The 19378-nt window shown below is 67.6% G+C and carries 16 protein-coding genes and 1 pseudogene; 10 read left to right on the top strand and 7 right to left on the bottom strand.

The features are described from left to right. Nucleotides 1-4 precede the first annotated feature (4 nt). The 5 genes from Afe05nite_RS24510 to Afe05nite_RS24490 are packed head-to-tail and all read left to right on the top strand — an operon-like array spanning nucleotide 5 to nucleotide 6749. Entirely contained in the window at nucleotides 5-1030 is a 1026-nt protein-coding gene (locus tag Afe05nite_RS24510) for a zinc-binding dehydrogenase (RefSeq protein ID WP_203819536.1), read from the top strand. A gap of 38 nt (nucleotides 1031-1068) precedes the next feature. Further along, nucleotides 1069-2373, top strand: coding sequence for a flavin-containing monooxygenase (locus Afe05nite_RS24505; protein ID WP_203819535.1), 1305 nt, complete (start codon nucleotides 1069-1071; stop codon nucleotides 2371-2373). Nucleotides 2374-2429: 56 nt separating this feature from the next. After that, nucleotides 2430-3884, top strand: a complete 1455-nt coding sequence (locus tag Afe05nite_RS24500; protein ID WP_203819534.1) for an MFS transporter — start codon at nucleotides 2430-2432, stop codon at nucleotides 3882-3884. Next, nucleotides 3881-5716 (top strand): 2-oxoacid:acceptor oxidoreductase subunit alpha, encoded by a 1836-nt coding sequence (locus tag Afe05nite_RS24495; RefSeq protein WP_203819533.1) that lies wholly within the window; start codon nucleotides 3881-3883, stop codon nucleotides 5714-5716. Before Afe05nite_RS24500 ends, Afe05nite_RS24495 begins: the two co-directional genes overlap by 4 nt. Beyond that, complete coding sequence (locus Afe05nite_RS24490; RefSeq protein ID WP_203819532.1) at nucleotides 5709-6749, top strand: 2-oxoacid:ferredoxin oxidoreductase subunit beta; 1041 nt, start codon at nucleotides 5709-5711, stop codon at nucleotides 6747-6749. The genes Afe05nite_RS24495 and Afe05nite_RS24490 overlap by 8 nt, the downstream gene beginning before the upstream one ends. A 214-nt stretch (nucleotides 6750-6963) precedes the next feature. Here Afe05nite_RS24490 and Afe05nite_RS24485 read toward each other — a convergent pair whose 3' ends face one another. Further along, complete coding sequence (locus tag Afe05nite_RS24485) at nucleotides 6964-7461, bottom strand: hypothetical protein (RefSeq protein WP_203819531.1); 498 nt, start codon at nucleotides 7459-7461, stop codon at nucleotides 6964-6966. 88 nt (nucleotides 7462-7549) lie between these two features. Next, on the bottom strand, nucleotides 7550-8647 hold the full coding sequence (locus tag Afe05nite_RS24480) for a LacI family DNA-binding transcriptional regulator (protein ID WP_203819530.1): 1098 nt from the start codon (nucleotides 8645-8647) through the stop codon (nucleotides 7550-7552). Between the two features lie 397 nt (nucleotides 8648-9044). Between Afe05nite_RS24480 and Afe05nite_RS24475 the strand changes: the two genes are divergently transcribed. Continuing rightward, nucleotides 9045-11738: an RICIN domain-containing protein gene (locus Afe05nite_RS24475; RefSeq protein WP_239118163.1), complete on the top strand. Its 2694-nt coding sequence runs from the start codon at nucleotides 9045-9047 to the stop codon at nucleotides 11736-11738. Nucleotides 11739-11804: 66 nt separating this feature from the next. Here the strand turns inward: Afe05nite_RS24475 and Afe05nite_RS24470 are convergent. Then, nucleotides 11805-11949, bottom strand: a pseudogene (locus Afe05nite_RS24470) (transposase family protein); the annotation flags it as partial. 228 nt (nucleotides 11950-12177) lie between these two features. On the opposite strand from Afe05nite_RS24470, the gene Afe05nite_RS24465 reads away from it, so the two are divergent. Continuing rightward, nucleotides 12178-13407, top strand: coding sequence for a hypothetical protein (locus Afe05nite_RS24465; RefSeq protein WP_203819529.1), 1230 nt, complete (start codon nucleotides 12178-12180; stop codon nucleotides 13405-13407). 166 nt (nucleotides 13408-13573) lie between these two features. On the opposite strand, the gene Afe05nite_RS24460 is transcribed toward Afe05nite_RS24465, so the two are convergent. Together Afe05nite_RS24460 and Afe05nite_RS24455 are read right to left on the bottom strand one after the other, a co-directional pair. Then, on the bottom strand, nucleotides 13574-14230 hold the full coding sequence (locus tag Afe05nite_RS24460) for a TetR/AcrR family transcriptional regulator C-terminal domain-containing protein (RefSeq protein ID WP_203819528.1): 657 nt from the start codon (nucleotides 14228-14230) through the stop codon (nucleotides 13574-13576). Then, nucleotides 14227-15120, bottom strand: coding sequence for an alpha/beta fold hydrolase (locus Afe05nite_RS24455; RefSeq protein ID WP_203819527.1), 894 nt, complete (start codon nucleotides 15118-15120; stop codon nucleotides 14227-14229). The genes Afe05nite_RS24460 and Afe05nite_RS24455 overlap by 4 nt, the downstream gene beginning before the upstream one ends. A 343-nt stretch (nucleotides 15121-15463) precedes the next feature. Between Afe05nite_RS24455 and Afe05nite_RS24450 the strand changes: the two genes are divergently transcribed. Then, entirely contained in the window at nucleotides 15464-15646 is a 183-nt protein-coding gene (locus Afe05nite_RS24450; protein ID WP_203819526.1) for a hypothetical protein, read from the top strand. 377 nt (nucleotides 15647-16023) lie between these two features. Here the strand turns inward: Afe05nite_RS24450 and Afe05nite_RS24445 are convergent, their stop codons facing one another. Both Afe05nite_RS24445 and Afe05nite_RS24440 read right to left on the bottom strand, forming a co-directional pair. Continuing rightward, on the bottom strand, nucleotides 16024-16659 hold the full coding sequence (locus Afe05nite_RS24445; protein ID WP_203819525.1) for a TetR/AcrR family transcriptional regulator: 636 nt from the start codon (nucleotides 16657-16659) through the stop codon (nucleotides 16024-16026). A 299-nt stretch (nucleotides 16660-16958) separates the two neighbouring features. Further along, complete coding sequence (locus Afe05nite_RS24440; RefSeq protein WP_203819524.1) at nucleotides 16959-17294, bottom strand: immunity protein CdiI family protein; 336 nt, start codon at nucleotides 17292-17294, stop codon at nucleotides 16959-16961. Between the two features lie 421 nt (nucleotides 17295-17715). On the opposite strand from Afe05nite_RS24440, the gene Afe05nite_RS24435 reads away from it, so the two are divergent. Beyond that, entirely contained in the window at nucleotides 17716-18189 is a 474-nt protein-coding gene (locus Afe05nite_RS24435) for a hypothetical protein (protein WP_203819523.1), read from the top strand. A gap of 167 nt (nucleotides 18190-18356) precedes the next feature. Next, nucleotides 18357-19274: a hypothetical protein gene (locus tag Afe05nite_RS24430; RefSeq protein WP_203819522.1), complete on the top strand. Its 918-nt coding sequence runs from the start codon at nucleotides 18357-18359 to the stop codon at nucleotides 19272-19274. Nucleotides 19275-19378: the final 104 nt, after the last annotated feature.

The raw sequence follows: 19378 nt of genomic DNA, 5'->3' as shown, positions 1-19378 counted from the left end.
CGACATGGACACCACGATGCGCGCGGCGGTGTGCACCCGGCCGGGCGGCCCGGAGGTCCTGGAACTGCGGGACCTGCCGGTGCCCCCGGTCCGTCCGGGCTGGAGCCTGGTCCGGGTACACGGCGCCGGCCTCAACCGCTCCGAGCTGCGGACCCGGCAGGGGCATTCGCCGGCCGTGACCTTCCCCCGGGTGCTCGGCATCGAGTGCGTGGGAACGGTCGCGGCCACGACCGATCCGGAGCTGCCGGTGGGGCAGACCGTCGCGGCGGTGATGGGGGAGATGGGCCGCGCCTTCGACGGCGGGTACGCGCAGTACGCGCTGCTGCCGAACCCCCTGCTGATCCCCCTCACCACCACCCTGCCGTGGGAGGTGCTCGCGGCGCTGCCGGAGACGTACCTGACCGCCCAGGGGGCGCTGGACACGCTGGACGTCGGGGCGGGCGACCCCGGCCGGCTGCTGATCCGCGGCGGAACCTCGTCGGTCGGCCTGGCGGCGGCATCGCTGGCGTCGGCCCTCGGCGTGGTCACCGCGGCCACCACCCGCAGCAAGGAGAAGGCGGACGCGCTGACCGCGATCGGCGTCGACCACGTTCTGCTGGACGACGGCGAGAACCTGGCCGACCGCGTACGGGAGATCTGGCCCGACGGTCCGGACCGGGTGCTCGACCTGGTCGGCACGAGCACCGTGATCGACTCGCTGCGCGTGGTCCGCATCGGCGGAACGGTCTGCGTGGCCGGCTCGCTCAGTGGTTGGCTGCTGCCGCGGTTCGAGCCGATCGCGATGATCCCGCCCGGCACCAAGCTGACCGCCTTCCACAGCGACAGCGTCAAGGGCGCCGCCGGTGCGCCGGTGCTGCAACGGATCGTGGACCAGGTCCAGGCCGGCGTGCTGCGGCCGACCGTCGACCGGGTCTTCGGCCTCGGCGACATCGTCCAGGCGCACCGCCACATGGAGAACGACCAGGCCGTCGGGAAGCTGGTCGTGCTGCCGTGGCCCGACCGGTCCACCGGACCGGCAACGGAAAGCTGATTTCTCAGTCGCGGACAGCGCGGAGAGGGGAGGAACGGATGGGCACCGACTATGTGGAGACCGTGGTCGTCGGCGGAGGCCAGCAGGGATGCTCGGTCGCGGGCGCACTCGCACGCCTGGGTTATGAGGCGCTGGTCGTCGAGCGCGGCGAGATCGGACAGGCGTGGGCCAACGAACGGTGGGACAGCCTCCGGGTCAACACACCGAACCGGACGGTCGTCTTCCCCGACTGGCCGTACGACGGAGACGACCCCGAGGGCTACATGCCGGCCCGTGAGGTGGCCTCGCGGCTGCGGAGCTATGTGGCCGCGACCGGCATCCGGGTCCGTGAGCACACCGGCGTGCGGATGGTCGAATCACCGGTGCACGACGCGGTCCACCCCGACGCGCGCTTCCGGGTCCACCTCGACGACGGCACGACGATCGAGGCCCGCAACGTCGTCGCCGCGTTGGGCGGGTACTCCGCACCCCGGGTGCCGGACGTCGCGGCGAGCGTGGACCCCTCGGTCACTCAGCTGCACACGCGGTACTACCGCAATCCGCAGTCCCTGCCGGCCGGCGCCGTCCTGGTCGTCGGCGCCGGCAACAGCGGCCAGCAGATCGCCGACGAGCTGCGCGACGCCGGCCGGGACGTCTATCTGGCCGTCGGCCGGCACAAGACCTCGCCCCGGCACTACCGCGGCGCCCAGGTCCTCGACTGGCTGCAACTGCTGCTGCCGGAACAGAATCTGGAGACCGGTTCGGCCGGCCGCGGAGACTCCCGCGCGTTGCCGGGAGTGTCCGTGCTCACCGGCAAGAACGGCGGCCAGGACCTGAGCCTGCCGATCCTGGCCGCCAAGGGCGTCACGCTCGTCGGCTCGGTGCGTACGGCCCGGGGCGGGGTGCTGCGGCTGGAGGACAACGTCCGGGCCGTGGTCCAGGCCGCGGCCGATCAACAGGCCGAGCTGCTGACCGCCATCGACGCGGCGATCGACCAGCGGGGACTGCCGGTGCCCGCGGCCGACGCCGCCGCCGGCCACGACCCCGGGCTCGTCCGGGACTACGGCAGCGTGCTCGATCTCGGCGCCACCGGCATCACGACGATCATCTGGGCCACCGGATTCGTTGCGGACTACGGGATCCTTCCCTCCGCCGCGCTCGACGAGAACGGCATGCCGTTGTGCCGCCGGGGTTTGGGCGCGCTGCCCGGCCTGTACTACGCGGGCCTGCCGGCCGGTGGCTCGGTGATGCCGTTGCTCGTCGCCGCCACCCGCGAGCAGGCCGGTGTCGTCGCCCGGCACATCCGGATGGACAACACTCTGCGCTTCGATTCCACCGCGGCAATCGGTCTGTTGTGGACCTGACGAACGCCGTAGCCCACGAAATTCGTCCTGACATCAACTCTTCCAGGGAGGGCACCGTGCCGGACAGCGCGAACCGCCGACGCTTTCTGATCCTCTACATCTGCTGCTCGAGCCTGGTCCTGGTCGGCATCGACAACACCGGCGTGAACGTGGCCCTGCCGGCCATCCAGCGCGGTCTGCACACGTCGGTGTCCGGCCTGCAGTGGACCGTCGACGCCTATCTGCTCACCCTCGCCTCCGGGTTGATCCTGGCCGGCTCGCTCGGCGACCGGTTCGGCCGCCGCCGCGTGTTCGTCACCGGGCTCACCCTGTTCACCGTCGGGTCCGCGCTGTGCGCCCTCGCCCCCAGCCTCGGGGCGCTCGTCGGTGCCCGCGCCCTGCAGGGCGCGGGCGGGGCCATGATGAACCCGGTCGCCATGTCGATCATCACCAACGTGTTCACCGGCAGCAAGGACCGGCCGCGCGCCATCGGCGTCTGGGCGGCCGCGGGCGGCATCAGCATGGCCATCGGCCCGGTGATCGGCGGTCTGCTGCTCGCCGTCACCGACTGGCGCGGCATCTTCTGGATCAACGTGCCGCTCGGGCTGGCCGCCATCGCCGCCACACTGACCCTCGTACCGGAATCGAAGGCGCCGACCGCGCGCCGGCTGGACCCGGTCGGCCAGGTGCTGGCCATCGTGTTCCTGGTCGGCATCACCTACGCGATCATCGAGGCGCCGCACGCCGGCTGGCTGTCGGCGCGTACGGGCGGCGTGCTCGCGGTGGCCCTGGCCTCCGTCGTCGGGCTGGTCCTCTTCGAACTGCGGCGTGAGCAGCCGCTGATCGACCCCCGGTTCTTCAGCAGCCTGCCGTTCTCCGGCGCGACGCTGATGGCGGTCGCCGGCTTCATGGCGGTGGCCGGGTTCCTGTTCATGAACACCCTGTACCTGCAGAACACCCTCGGCTACAGCGCGCTCAAGACCGGACTGCTGATGCTGCCGATCGCGATCGCCAGCACTCTGATCGGGCCGCGCGCCGGGCGCTACGTCGGCCACCACGGTCCCCGCCGGCCGCTGCTGCTGGCCGGGGCCCTGTTCGTGGTCAGCGCGCTGCTGCTGACCCGGCTGTCGGCAACGACGCCGGTGTGGGTGCTGCTGGCGTCCTACGCGCTGCTGGGTGCCGCCTTCGGCGCCGTGAACCCGCCGCTCACCAACACCGCGGTGGCCGGCATGCCGCGGGCGCAGGCCGGGGTGGCGGCGGCGGTGGCCACCACGAGCCGGCAGATCGGTCAGACGCTGGGCGTCGCGGTGCTCGGCTCGGTGGTGGTGGCCCGGGTGCACGGCCCGATCGGCGCCGGGCTGCCCGCCGCCAGCCACGCCGGCTGGTGGATTCTCGTCGGCTGCGGCCTGGTGGTGCTCGTGCTCGGCGTGCTCACCACCGGCAAGCGGGCGGCCGAGACCGCGGCACGTACCGCGGAACGGCTCGCCGAGCCGACGCCCGACCTCGCGACCGCTACCCCCGCACACCGATGAAGAAGCAGCTCAACCGCGTCGTCATCCGGTTCGCCGGTGACTCGGGTGATGGGATGCAGCTGACCGGTGACCGGTTCACCTCGGAGACCGCGCAGTGGGGCAACGACATCTCGACGTTGCCCAACTTCCCGGCCGAGATCCGGGCGCCGGCGGGCACGCTGCCGGGGGTGTCGAGTTTTCAGGTGCATTTCGCCGATCACGACATCCTGACGCCGGGCGACGCGCCGGACGTTCTGGTGGCGATGAACCCGGCGGCGTTGAAGGCGAACGTCGCCGATCTGCCGCCGGGTGCGGACATCATCGTCAACACCGACGAGTTCACCCGCCGCAACCTGGCCAAGGTGGGCTACGTCGGTAGCCCGCTGGAGGACGGATCACTCGACGCGTACGCGGTGCATCCGGTTGCTCTGACCTCGATGACGGTCGGGGCGCTGGCCGACTCGGGGATGCCGAAGAAGGACGCCGAGCGGGCCAAGAACATGTTCGCGCTCGGCCTGTTGAGCTGGATGTACTCACGTCCGTTCGAGTCGACTCTGCGGTTCCTGGAGCGCAAGTTCGCCAAGCGGCCGGAGCTGGTGGCGGCGAACAAGGCGGCCTTTCGGGCCGGGTGGAGCTTCGGGGAGACGACCGAGGACTTCGCGGTGCGCTACGAGGTGAAGCCGGCCCGGATGCGGCCGGGCACCTACCGCAACATCACCGGGAACCAGGCGCTGGCCCTGGGACTGGTGGCCGCCGCGGTGCGGGCGAAGTTGCCGCTGTTCCTCGGTGCGTACCCGATCACCCCGGCCTCGGACGTGCTGCACGAGTTGTCCAAGCACAAGCGGTTCGGTGTCACGACGATGCAGGCCGAGGACGAGATCGCGGCGGTCGGCGCGGCCCTGGGCGCGGCCTACGGCGGAGCGTTGGGCGTGACCACCACGTCCGGCCCCGGCGTGGCGCTGAAGAGCGAGACGATCTCGCTGGCCATCGCGTTGGAGTTGCCGTTGGTCGTCGTGGATGTGCAACGGGCCGGACCGTCGACCGGGATGCCGACCAAGACCGAGCAGGCCGACCTCAACATGGCCCTGTCCGGCCGGCACGGTGAGGCGCCGCTGGCGGTGATCGCGCCGAGGTCGCCGTCGGACTGTTTCCACGCGGCGATCGAGGCGGCGCGGATCGCGTTGACCCATCGCACCCCGGTGATCCTGCTGTCGGACAATTACGTGGCCAACGGTTCCGAGCCGTGGTTGTTGCCCTCGGTCGACGAGCTGCCCGACCTCTCGGTCTCGTTCGCCACCGAGCCCAACGGCGAGAACGGCCGCTTCCTGCCCTACCTTCGGGATCCGGAGACGATGGCCCGGCCGTGGGCGATCCCCGGCACGCCCGGCCTCGAGCACCGCATCGGCGGCCTGGAGAAGGCCGACAAGACCGGCGACATCTCGTACGACCCGGCCAACCACGAGTTGATGGTGCGCACCCGGGCGGCCCGCATCGAAGCGATCGAGGTGCCCGACGTCGCGGTGGAGGACCCGGACGACGACGCGAGTGTGCTGGTGCTCGGCTGGGGTTCCACGTACGGACCGATCGGCGCGGCGTGCCGGGCGTTGCGCCAGCGGGGGCTGCCGGTCGCGCAGGCCCATCTGCGGCAGCTGGCTCCGCTGCCGGCCAACCTCGGTGTGGTGCTCACGGCGTACCCGAAGGTGGTCGTTCCTGAAATGAACCTGGGCCAGCTCGCCCACCTCATCCGGGGGAGATATCTGGTCGACGCGATTCCCGTCAACCAGATCAACGGCCTGCCGTTCACCGCCGCCACGTTGGAAGACCGGCTCGAGGATGTCGTCAAAAATGGATAGTTCGACTGTGCCGGTGAACCGGGTCCCGCTCACGCTGACCGCCAAGGACTTCAAGAGCGACCAGGAGGTCCGGTGGTGCCCGGGGTGCGGGGACTACTCGATCCTCGCCGCGATGCAGCGGTTCATGCCCGAGCTGGGCATCCCGCGGGAGCGGATCGTCTTCATCTCCGGGATCGGTTGTTCGTCGCGCTTCCCGTACTACATGAACACGTACGGGATGCACTCGATCCATGGGCGGGCGCCGGCGATCGCGACCGGCCTGTCGGTGTCGCGCCCGGACCTGTCGGTGTGGGTGGTGACCGGGGACGGCGACGCGTTGTCGATCGGCGGCAACCACCTGATCCACGCGCTGCGGCGCAACGTCAACCTGAAGATCCTGCTGTTCAACAACCGGATCTACGGCCTGACCAAGGGGCAGTACTCACCGACCTCGGAACTCGGCAAGATCACCAAGTCGACGCCGGCCGGTTCCGCGGACGCCCCGTTCAACCCGCTGTCGCTGGCCCTCGGCGCCGAGGCCACGTTCGTGGCCCGCACCATCGACTCCGACACCCGGCATCTGCAGTCGGTGCTGCGCCGGGCCGCCGAGCACAAGGGCAGCGCGTTCGTCGAGATCTACCAGAACTGCAACATCTTCAACGACGGCGCGTTCGAGTTGCTCAAGGACCCGAGCACCCGCGACGACCACCTGATCCGCCTCGAACAGGGCCAGCCGGTCACCTTCGGCCCGGACGGCGGGTTCTCCGTCGTCCACCCCGAGGGCAGCTTCGGCCTGAAGGTACAGCCGGGCGGACCCGCGATCGTCCACGACGCGACGGTCGACGACCCCGCCTACGCCTTCGCCCTCACCCGGCTCTCCGGCTCCGACCTGTCCACCACCCCGATCGGGGTGTTCCGCGACGTCGCCCGGCCCACCTACGACGACCTGATCCGCAAGCAACTCACCGACGCGCAGGCCACGGCCACCGGCACCCCCGACGAGATGCTCGCCGACCTGCTCAACACCGCCGACACCTGGACCATCCGACCGTAGGTGCGCGCCCCGGCTTTGCCCCGGGGCGAGCAGGCCGGCAGACCAGCAACTCTTGCTTCGCTGAGGCTGCGCGCCGCTTACGGAGATCGGCCTGGTGGGGGTGGAACGGCGCTCGGCGTCACTGCACCGAACCGGCAGTGGAAATTCGATCCGGGTAGCAGCGAGATAGTGCATGACCCGAGGCACTCGGTTCCGTGTCGTAACTGAGCACGTATTACCAGATGCGGGTGGCCCGGCGTGCCGCGTCGTGGATTGCGTCCAGGTCGAGACGCACGTCTCGCTGTGGCAGGTCCTGATCTGGCCACGACGCCGTCAAATGCAGGGTCGTGCTCGCGGCGGGAAGGGCTAGCCAGGCGATGTACTCATAGCTTCCGTCACCGCCTCCACCGCTGGCATACACCGGGAGATTGGTAGTGCCTCCCTGGCGATCGGTGACCCGCGCACCGACACTCAAATCGCCTGGCTCGATGAGTTCCGGCAGGTCGGCGAAGGCAATGTTCGGCGGCGGATTCGGCGGTTGCCCGTCTGCGCCTCTGACCTTGACGAGTAGCTGGAAGACGACTGCTCCCGGCAGAGCCCGGAAGGCAATCGCGGCTACATGAGCGTTTTCGCCGACCAGCAACACCCGGTCCGCTTCGGGCACACTGACCGGAAGCGTGGAAACGGCCGGCGTGAACGGTGGGTTGGCGACTGAGAACTCAGGAACAGGCACGTCGGTAACCGTACTTGCGGTTGTTGCCCGCGCCGGCTGCTTGCCCGGCGTGGCCATGCGAAGGCCTAGACGGACAGATCGACGCTGATCAGGGCCGACCGTGCGGACCGCGAGGGGGATGGAGGATCGCTCGGCGGTCACGTCCCGAGGTCGGCCGGGGCGGTGGTGGCGCCGTCGAGGCGCGGACGAGGAGCTCGACCGGCTGGTCGGCCGCCGGCGCCACCTCGGCTTCCGGGTTCTCGATCACGTGTATCAGCAGCGCGAGGCCCTGCCGCGCGAGTCCGTCGAGCGGCTGTCGCAGGGTAGTGAGCGGGGGAGTGACGTAGGCGGCGAGCGGGATGTCGTCGAAACCGACGACGCTGATGTCCTCGGGCACCCGGCGGCCGGCCTCCAGCTGTGCGCGGATGAGACCGATCGCCATGTCGTCGTTCGCGGCGAACACCGCGGTCACGGTGTCGTCGCCGGCCAGTTCCCGGCCCGCCGCGTAGCCGGACGCGGCCGACCAGTCGCCCTCGACGACCGGCGGCTCGTCCGCGCCGTGGGCTCGCAGCGCCTGGCGCCAGCCGGCGAGGCGGTCCCGGGCCGAATACCACCGCTGCGGGCCGGCCAGGTGATGAACGGTCGCGTGCCCCAACTCCAGCAGGTGCTCGGTCGCGGCGCGTGCGTGCACGTCCGCGCCGACCCTGGCCGTCACCACCCGCGGAGCGGCGAAGTTGGGCGGCGCGCCGAGGACCAGGACCGGAACGTCGACGCTGATGAGGCCGGCGCCCTCGTCGATCGGCTCGGAGATGACGACGCCGTCCACGCCCTGGTCCAGCAACGACGCCAGGGCGCCCGCGATGCCACCTGGATCGCCCTCGACCGTGGCGGCCACCCGCAGCGTGTAGCCTGCCTCCCGGACCACCCGCTCGATGCCCACGAGCAGCGACGTCGGCCCGTACAAGGCGGTGCCGAGCGTCACCACGCCGATCGACCGGGTCCGCCCGGAGGCCAGCGCCCGGGCCGCCTGGTTGCGTCGATAACCGAGATCCTGGGCGGCGCCCAGGACCCGTCGGCGCAAGTCGGCCGAGACGTACGGCTCGTCGTTGAGGACTCTGGACACCGTCTTCTGGGAGACACCGGCCAGCCGCGCGACGTCCACGCTGCGCGGCGTCGGAGCGCTTCCACCCGGTCTCGCCATTCGCATCGAGGCACCCCCGTCGCCGGTTGCAACGTGTTTGACTGCGCGATCATGTCTACGCAATCAGACGTTCGCCGTCAAGCGCGTCCCGAAATTCAAGGAGATTGTTCGAATTCCCGGCCACCCTGACTTGGTGTCCGTCCGAAAACCGGTGGGTCTGACTGATCGGACGGCACGGTCGTTACACATTTTTCGGTACAAGACATCGACAAGTTTCGCTTGACGCTTCGATTTGGCCCAGCTTATCGTTCTGTCGAATCGATTCGGACAGGATCGCTCACCGACTGATCTCGTGCCCCGCAGGAATGACGATGGTCATTTCGGCGGGGCCGGCGGGTGGTGACGAGGGGTCCGGTGATCGGTGTATCCCCGTAGACGCGACACCCGCGAAAGGGATTTCTTCATGCGTCAGAAAAGTCCTCGTACGCTATTGCAGCGCTACGCACGCGGAGCGCTGGCCGGCGCGATGCTCCTCGCGATCATCGGCACGGCACAGCCCGCCGTCGCCACACAGCCCGCCGCCGCACAGCCCGCCGCCGCCGCACAGCCGGCTCCCGCGGCCGCGGGAGCAACTGCGGCCGCTGTCACCTCGATCGATCTGGCCGGGACCTGGAGTTTCACGCCGGCGGGCCGAGGGACGACCTCGATCTCGGTGCCCGGCGGCGGCTGGTACAAGCAGGGGTTCACCGACGTGAACGAAGCGGTGTACTCGCGCACCGTCACGGTGCCCGACTCGGGTCAGCCGCAGTCGGCGTGGATCGAGTTCGGGGCGGTCAATCACCAGGCGACACTCTCGGTCGACGGCCGGGCGGTGGCGACGCAGACCACGGCGTTCACGCCGTCGAACTTCGACATCACCGCCTACGCGGCCCCCGGCAGCACCCACACGATCAGCGTCGCCGTGAAGGGCCGCGGCGCGCTGAAGGCATCCAACGGCCGGTACCTGGTGCCCGACGCCGCCACGTGGTCCGAGGCGATCCCCCAGGGGATCTTCGGGTCCGCGTTCCTGCGGGTGTACCCGGCGGTGTACGTCAGCGACACCTTCGTGCGTACGTCGGTGGCGAACAAGACGCTGACCTACGACGTGACGGTGCGTAACACGTCGGGCAGTTCCCGATCGGTGACGTTGACCGGGTCGCTGTCGTCCACCAACGGAACGGCTTTCAGCTACCCGGAACTGCCCAGCCGTACGGTCACCGTGGCGGCCCGCTCGACCGCGACCGTGACCGTCGGGCCGGTCGCGTGGAACCTCGACAGCACCTCGTACTGGTGGCCCAACGTGCCGTACCGGTCGGGCTACCGGGCGCAGCTGCACGGGCTGACGGTGCACGCCGTCACCGACGACGGCCGGACGAGCGACGCCGAGTACCGGTTCGGGTTCCGGGAAGCCACCCAGAACGGTGACTACTACTACCTCAACGGCGTGCGCGTGAACTTCCGCGGCGACAACCTCCAGGGTGGCGACTACGACCGGATCAACAACGGCGGCAAGGGCGACGCGTACCACACCCTGCCCGGCTTCCTGCCCCCGTCGTCCGGCAACGGCGGCTGGCCGCAGACGGTGGACAACTACCAGCGCCTCAACTACAACGTGATCCGCGTCCATCAGGAGCCCGCGAGTCCGTACATGTTGGATGTCGCCGACGAGATGGGCCTGATGATCATCGACGAGGTCGCGATTCGCGGTTCTCAGTCCTCGCAGGAGTGGAAGGACTCCGTCGGGCACGACAACATGGTCAACCACGCCCGTGCCCTGGTCCTGCGCGACCGCAACCACCCCGCGATCATCCGCTGGAGCCAGAACAACGAGCCGAACCAGAGCGGCCAGGACTCCGAACAGTTCGAGAAGGAGCTGTACGCGGCGATGAACGGCGCCGACGGCACCAGGCCGGTCATCGTCGAGGTGGGTGTCGGCAACAATGTCAGTTTGTATCCCGGGATGACGTACGCCAACTTCGCGGTGATCCCGCACTACGTCGACGGCTTCGGCCGGTACGGGGAGGGCCTGGTCACCGTGAACGGGCGACCCGACGGCGAGGGCGAGTTCATCTGGCCGGCCTGCAACAACAAGCAAGGCTTCGAGTGGTTCGCCACGGCAACCCTGGCCAAGCGCGGCAAGGGCGCCACCGACCTGCGCCCGTACACGCTGCTCTCCGCCTGGGCCGGCGTCGTGCCCGGCGTGCGGTCCACCGACTTCACCCCGGAGGAGGGCGGTCACCCGATCTACGGAGCGGACAACCTCCCCGACCCGTGGAGCAACCCGCAGATCCAGCGCGTGCAGGCGGCGTTCAACCCGGTTGCCGCGGTCGACCTGCCGTACTGGTCCGCCTCCGGCAACTCGGACGCCAACGGCACCTTCCCGCTGCCGCAGGCCGTGCCCACCTACGCCCAGAACGCCACGGTCACCCGCAACATCACCGTCTTCAACGACGACTTCGCCGACCCCTCGGTGGGCTTCACCTGGACGGCACGGCTCGACAGCCCGACCGGCGCGGTCGTCGCGTCCGGAAGCACGACCCTGACCGTGCCGCTGGGCTCACGAGTCACCCAGCCGGTGACCTTCACCGCCCCGGCCACCGGCAGCCGCGTGTACCTGCAGCTGTCGACCACGAAGGCCGGCAGCCCCGTCTTCACCGACGCGGTGGAGTACTTCAACCTCGCCGGAGGCGGCGGAACCGGGCCCGCACCGGGCACCTACCGCATCGTCAACCGCAACAGCGGCAAGCCGCTTGCTATCGCGGGCAACTCCACCGCGGACGGCGCCAAGGCGGTCCAGCAGAGCGGCTCTCCCGCCTGGACCATCGCCACGGCCTCTGACGGCTCCTACACCCTCCGGTACGTCGCGAGCGGAAAGATGCTCGACGTCAACGCCGGCAGCAGCACGGCCGGGCTGCAACTGCAGCAGTGGACGGCCAACGGCGGCACCAACCAGATGTGGTACCTGCGGCCTACCGGCAACGGCTACTACACCATCGCCGCCCGCAGCAGCGGCCTGGTGGCCGATGTCTCCGGCGCGTCGACCAGTGACGGGGCACAGGTCGTGCAGTGGTCCGCCAACGGCGGCGCCAACCAGCAGTGGCAACTGAACGGGGTCTGACCGGACGACCTGGTTCGTGTGCTCGTGGCTTGATCCCAGCTGGCCCGTCCTGGCCAGCTGGGATGCTGCCGCGGGCGCCCTGGTAGCCCTTGTCCGCGAGAGTCATTACGTCTGCGCTGCTCAGAGCGTCGATGATGCCATGAGTGCGGGCGGCGGTCAGGTCATGTGTCGCACCGGGCAGCGTGCCGGAGGCCCAGACGAGACGGCCGATTACCGATCCAACGTTTCCTGGAGCAAGTCTCTGCGCGCATGGAACGGCCTAACACCATCCGGATCTGCCGCTGGTAATCGCTAGTCACGTCACAGGTCGTTGTTTTCAATAGTGACTCGTTGTTGCTCGTCGCGTGGTTCGGGTAGCCCGGAAGTGGCTGGGTGATCGGTCGGCTGGGTCGTTGAATCGGGTCGCGGGCAGCGCTTCGAGCCCCTACGGTGGCGTGCGATGACGGATGACGAGAACTGGTCCTACGCCGGTTCGAGGACGGTGCTGGGTGCGGTGCAACGCGGGCTGGGCCGGGCCGTGTTCCGGGTGGCGAGCAAGCCCGGCGGGACCGAACTGGTGCTGCGATGTGTGGTGCAGGATTATCGGTGGGACCGGCAGGTCGACGAGCGTGCTGTCTATCTCGCGCGGCTGGTCCGGCAGACGAAGGTACTGGTCACGGTGCTGTTGTCGCTCCTCGATGAGCATCCCGTCGACAACGGCGAGAACACCTTCGACAACGCGCTGAGTACTCGTTCGGTCCTCGGCCGCGGTGATGTTCCGGAGGCGATCGATGGGCTACGTGCCTATGTCGGTGCCGGACCCCGCTGGGTGGAGGTACTCGAACAGGTCGCCGGTGACTGGCCGCGTGAGCTGTGGGATGACCTGTTGCCGGTAGCTCAAGCCCGGCTCGCTGACAGCGCGGACGACGTGGTTGGAAACGGCGCGCCATGGAAGGACTGGGCCACGGTCGACGACCGGATCGCCGCCGTGATCAACTCCCGGCGCGGCCCGTCGTGCCCGAGACCGTTGCGGTCGGCACCGACCGATGACCTGCTCGCCGCTGTAGCGACTGACAACGTCGGCCGGCAGGACACGGCGCTGCGGGAACTGAACCGTCGCGGGCCGCAGCCGGGCCTGCTGCCGATGCTGGACGCGCTTGCTGTAGACGATCTGTACTTCCCGGTGGGCCGGGCCGTGACCCTTCTTGGTGCCCAGGCGTTACCTGTTGCCCGGCTGTGGGCGTCGGTGCCGGGGCATCCGATGAGGTGGAGCGGTTATCGGGCATTGGCCGCGCACGGTGACGACTCTGACGTGCCGGCGTTGCTGGCCGGTTGGGACTGGCTGGACAGCCGACCGGACGACCTTTGCGGATACGACGAACTCGCGACCGGCCTGGCCCACATCGGCGGCGATTCCGTCCGCGCAGTGGTCCCGCGGCTGCGCCGTCTCTGGGGTAGTCCACACACCTACGAACGTGCGGCCTACCTACGCGCGCTGCTCGTTCTCGACTTGGAACGGGTGCACCTACCTCTGGCCGAGGGCCTCTGGGACTGTGAGGCTGACGTACGGCAACTCGCCGCCGAAATGGCTCCGCTGGAACCGGAGGTCGAAGCGAGATTGGCCGTCCTGCGCGACGACAAGATGGAGACCACTCAGGTACGCGCCGCCGCACGCGCACGGCTCGGATAGACGAACCTGGTCGAGGCGAGGGTCGTCGGATCCGCAGCAACCTCATCTGCGGCAGCCAAGGCGCGGTGGCCGGCGGAGAGCTCTCACACGCTGTGACACCGGTCGGAGAAGGCCCGCCGCACGCTCGTGCCGAAAGTAGTGCATCGGGTGGCATTGTCCGGAGCACCTACGTCGGTCCGGGGTGCTGAGGTCCGTACTGTTGAAAGCCGCGGAGCAGGGCTTGCAGTCCTGGTTCGAAATGGTCGTCCGGTGTGGTCTCGTCGGCTGCTTGCGCCAGCAGGTTGTACAGCGGGCTGCTTTTGTCAGGTTTCCTGCTTCGTGACTGTGCGCCCGTTTGAAGGATGGACACGCTGAGCGCGTGCCCGATGGTGAATTCCCGCAGGCATCGGAGGATCTGCAGTGCGGCGGCGGGCGTCAGGCCGGCGTTCTGCAGCTTTGCTACCGCGCGTACACCCATCTCGATCGACGCCGATGACCGCACGGGTCGGGTGGCGAACACCGGAACGGCGTTCGGGTGCTGCAGTAGCACGTCGCGTAGCCGGCGGCAGTACTGCGCGGCCAGTTCTGGCCACGGCGCCTGCCATGGCAGTGAGTCGGTGTCCATCTCGGCGACCAGCACCTCGGCGATGCCGTCGAACAACGCCTCCTGATCCGCGAAGTGGCGGTAAGCGGCCATCGGGTCAACGCCAAGGACCGCACCGAGGCGGCGCATGGAGAACTTGCGCAGCCCTTCGGCGTCGATCAGTGTGAGCGCGGCCGTGGCGAGGTATTCGCGGTTGAGTGTCGGACGCGTCGGGGGTGGCGGCACGGCGGGTGTGCTCATCCGGGGAAACCTTCGAGGATGTTCGTGAGGGCTTCGGTGAACTGGTCCGGCTGTTGGATGTAGACGGTGTGTCCACCGGGGAACTCCTCGCACGGCACGCCGAGCCGCTCGGCGAGCAGGTGCGCCGGTCGGTAGTACGGCTTGCCGACGCTGTCCCGGCCGGTGGCCGGCCGCCAGGGCACGGCGACCTCGCGCAGCGCGGGCAGGTCCGGTTGGTAATCGAGGCTGATCAGCGGCAGTTCCCGCCGCAGCAGCAGGTCGGCATTGCCGAGCTGGCGCGTCATCGAGCTGGGCTTGCGGCCGGTGACCCGGCGCAGGGCCGCGCCGGCCGGTAGGGCGGCCCGGGAGGCGGCTGCGACCAGGGCCTGTCCCACGGCCGAGCGGAACAGCCAGGGCGGATCGTTCATGGTCATGGCGCCGAAGGCCGCGTACGCCCGCAAGGGGCTCTTCTCGCGGGCGATGCGGGCGATCTCGGCGAGCGCCCGCCGCTCCGGGCTGTCGTCCGGGAGGATCGAGACCAGCGGTGGTTCGTGCGCCACCACACCGGATAGCCGGTCGGGGTGGTGGGCCAGCAGGTCGAGCGCGATGATCGCGCCGCTGCTGCCGCCGAAGACGTACGCCTTCTTCACCCCGTGGTGGTCGAGGACCGCGACGGCGTCGTTCGCCTGCACCGCGACCCCGATCGCGGCCTGCGGGTCGGTGAACCGGCTGCGCGAATTGCCCCGCCGGTCGTAGGTGAACACGGTGTAGTGGCGCGCGAGAAGCGGGACGACTTCCTCGTACATTCCCGCGTCGCCGCCGCCGCCCGAAATGAGCAGCAGCGGGACGCCGACGCCAGCCCGCTCCGTGTAGAGCTGAGCCCCGGGAACTGTCACAAATGCCGAAGTCATGCTCGCCGCCCCTGTCAGCTCGCGACCATCATACGCCAAGTCTACGTCGTAGATATTATCTACGGCGTAGACGGAAACTCAAGACGAAGCTGGATGGTGTGCTCGCTGCTCCCACTCTTTCCCGACGAGACGCACACTCATCTAGCCGCGAGCCGCGCGGTGGGCCTCGGTCTGATCGCGAGCCGGTCGCCGGCGTTGACATGGTCGATGACCATGGCGATGTTGTGCTTGGTCGGCTTGAGTCCGGGACGTGCGTCGGGTGGCGTCGCGTGGCACGGCGGCCGTGGGGCGGGCCGATTCGGCTGCTCGAGTTCGCGCAGGAGCCGTTCAACCTGTTCTGGCGGTGTCGGCGCCGGTGTGGTTTCTGCTCGCTGGGATCGCGTTCGTGGTGGTCGGCGTGGTGGTGCGGGCGTTCTTGGGCCGGTGGTTCGTGGTGGCTCGCCAGTTGGCCGGCGACGAGTACGAGCCTTGCTGTGCGGGGGGGTGGGGCCGGGACGTGCCGGATGAGCTCATCCGGCGGTGGTGACGCGATATCGAAGTGCACGGGCGCCCGGTCGCCGCGCCGCCGCCGTACTCGGGGTAGGGGTCCGCGGAGGCGAGCGTGGTGCGGCTGCGGTCGGTAAGGCGGACACGCCAGTCGGGCAGCCTCGACGCAAGGGCGCCCGGATCTGCCGCCGAGCGTGCGCGAGGGCCGACGGCGAGTCGTCACGGGGCATCACATGGACGGGACTCGTCCGCCACACGTTCATCCTGAGGCGCGCGAAATTGGATCATGTGGTGACAGGTTGTCGGTGACGAAGGTCGACGAAGCCATGGCAGCGTCGGCGGGCGATTGAGGTGGCGTCGAAAGCCCGCGCTCGGGGGAGGACGTGGTGGCGGCGCGGGGTGAGCCCGCGGTTGCCGTTAGCCGGTGATCAGGGCGCCGTGCAGGAAGAGGTCGATGACCTGTGCGGCCGGCAGCGGCTGTACTTCGTTCGAGACCCGGGTGCACAACCGGGACATGCCGAGGAAGATCTCTGCGAGGGCTTCGGCGGGAAGACGCAGGCGCTGCTCGTCCGGCTTCAGCAGCTTCGCGACGGCCTGCTGAATCTCGGGCAGGCTACCCAGAGACCGAAGGTCATTTCGACTGAATGGTCGGGTGCTTTCGTCAGAAGCCGTGCTATCGCCCGCGAAGCAGGCTTGCTCAAAGGCTTCGATGTCAGCGCGGACACGAGTGAAATAGGCGCCGAGGATGTCGACCACTTCGAGGAGGCGCAGCCCGACAGGCTGATCAACCCGGATCGCGTCCAGCTTGCGTATCTCCTCGGCCGGGTCCATCACCACGCTCATCCGCGCCATGAACATGGACGACCAAGCCTGGAAGACAGCCTCTTTGGCGGGGAAGACCGCCAGAAGGTCGGCTTCGCTGATTCCTGCGGCCTCGGCAATCCTGGCCATGGTCAGGGTCTCGTACTCGCCTAGGAGGGAAACAGTTGTCCGCACGATCCTCTGGCGCAGTTGCTCAGAACTCATTACGGCCACCAGTTGGTTCCGGGTCACTTCACTGCACGCTAGAACGTGAAGGCAACCACGGCCGGGACCGAGCCGGACCCAATGAAACGCGGGTGGAGTGCGACGCTGCTGCTGCACAGCGGGGCGGGATCTTCCCGCCTGACATGATCACCCGTCCGAATTTGCCGCGAACAATGCGCGCCACTACGCGTATCGCGCCGTGTGCGACGAGCCGGCGAGCGGGTGCGGGAACAATTCCCCGCCGGCCAGCGCAACGGTACGGGGTCAAGCCCCTCCCAGGCGCACTGACATGCCGCGATGCGCGCGAAGTGGCTCGTCGTGCGAGGTCACGGACCGCGCCTTTCACGGACTGGCCTGCCGTCATCATCGTGGGCGTAGCTGATATCGATATCGGGCAGCTCGTTCTGGAGTTCGTAGGCGAGTTTGAGACCCTCCTGGACCCAGCGCCGCTCGTCCTCTGGGCTTGCGAACTCGAAGTCGGTCAGAGCGGTCCCTTGGTACTGCCTGTTCCACGCTCTCAGCCGCCGGGCAAGTCCTGCAGTTATGCATAGGTCGTCGAGGGTGACTGGACCGTGGCGATCCGGGTCGGCGTCCCAGACGCCGTCATCGCCGATATGTTCAGCCATGACGCGCAGAGCGAATGGTCGGTACGGCTCGTCCACCTAGCGATCATGGCAGCGCTACGGTTGGCTCGCCGGCAACACAGCGGTCAGCACTCGGCCGACAGCGGACTCCGCCGGCCCAGGGCGGCATCCGCTTCTGCCGCCGAGCGCGCTCGGGGGCCTGGCTGGCCGTCACGCTGCGTACGCCCAGTGCGGCGGCGGACGCGCGAACTTGCCGATGATAGTGCGCCGACGCCAGCGCAAAGTCGTATCTTCCGTCAGTCCAGCGCTTAGTATTTTGTCAGATCTGGACCTATAATATCGCTTTCATTTTGTGAAATGAGGCCAACGGACGTCTAAGGGACTCCGTCAGCACGGGTCAGCCGGAATTAGTAGCGAAAATATCCAAACCAACCATCCTGGGGCCGCAAACGATGTATTCTGCGAGCTCACGACGAGGTTGCACCTGAAAGGATTTACCGTGGCGGCGCTTGGGCTCGACTCCCTGCTGCATTTTGGAACTAGTATCGGCCTTTCCGATTCACGTGGGAGACATGTCGTTCCGGATCTACTTCTATATACGATTCAAGCCTCCGGGTCCGAGATGAACGACTTGGCTCCGCGCATCGGTCTACGTCCAGGTAAGACCCTGAAGGCTCCGATCTCGACTGATCTCCTACACGTCACAATTAAGGGCGAGAGCGGGAGCCGTGGGCTCGATGTGGTCACGTTGGAGCTAGAGGGCGATGGTTGCACCGTAGAGTTGACGAACATCGACAAAGTATCCGAATTCGCCAAGAACGCGGAGGGCTCAGGCTTCGTGAGGATCATCCTTGGAATCCCTCCATCGGCAGGCGCGATCCAGACACTCGAAGACTTCGTAAACTATTTGAATCACGATGAGGAGCTATGCGCAAAGGGGAAATCCGTGGCGTCGCCGCGGGTGGATATATAGGTTCGATATTTGTTCGGGCTTCTTGTTGAGAGTGGCTTTGTCCTGGATGGAGTGCACACCCTTGCCGCTGCCGACCCCGTCACCCTCGCATGGCGCTCTCGTGCGTGCTCGCGCCGATATATGCGGTAGAGCACACGGGGGTAGGTTTCCAGCAATAAGGTAAGAGCATGGCTAAGCGAAACACGCAGAACTACCTAGGCGACCTGGGTGAAGCCGAGGCCTACATCGAGCTCCTTCGAATCGGTGCGGGGATAAACTCCCTTACGCAGTCCGATAGCGGCTGGGACCTACATCTTCATCTTCCGGCTAAGCCGATGATTCTCACGAGCACCGGAAGCGCATCGTGGGAGTTGGGAGGCCGTGCCGCCCACGTTCAAGTGAAGAAACAGACATCGCGTAGTGCCCCGAAGCTAGGTATCGGTACCGCGAGAGGCTGGATCACGGGAACCGTTGCAGGAACGCCGAGTTTTCTTTTCATAGTCGACGGTAAAAAGAACATTCAGTATGCAACACCTTGCGGCATATCAGATTGGCTAGAGGGGCGCCATTCGATGCCGAACGAGAATCGCCGAGCAATCGCGGGCATGAAACTGAACGCCTTCGAGGCGTCTAGATTTAGTCGCATATCTCACCTCTGGTCGGCTTACCCAAACGTCCTGTTAGGCCTCAGTGGACTAGATCGTGCACTTCATGGGTGTTTGCATCCAGATTGGACTGATGTCTCTGGATGGATTAGCGAGATAGCGTTGGGATGGTTCAATGTGGCGAGCATTGGGAATGACGACACGGGTTACTGGTGGAGTAAAGGAAGCGATTTCTTCGACACTGCAGCCCGCGCTATGAGGTTAGATGAACCCGGGCTCGAAGAAGTTTATCAAAGTCTAGAGGAAATGACCCAGCAGGCGCTCGCTCCTAGGTGGTCAACTGGATGGGACTTGGGGCTCCCTGTGGGCGTCTACACGAAGAAGGCCGATCCGGACTCGTGCCGTACTGATGCGGTAAATATGATTGAAGAGGTATTCTCAGCGTTGCCGAGGCCAGCGCGCCGGAAAACGAAAAGGCGCCATTTCTTCCCTGGCGCTTGATGCTTACGGCTATAGATTTATTCGGAGTATCCGAACTGGTTAGTGCGTTCGCCGAGTTTCACTCTCATGCCGCGATGAACTCGCGGCGGAGCGGGCGGCTGCTT

Origin of the sequence: Paractinoplanes ferrugineus (assembly GCF_016862195.1) — a bacterium.
GTDB classification, from domain to species: Bacteria; Actinomycetota; Actinomycetes; order Mycobacteriales; family Micromonosporaceae; genus Actinoplanes; species Actinoplanes ferrugineus.
Note: the sequence above shows the minus strand (reverse complement) of the source record. Positions and strands in the feature narration are given on the sequence as shown.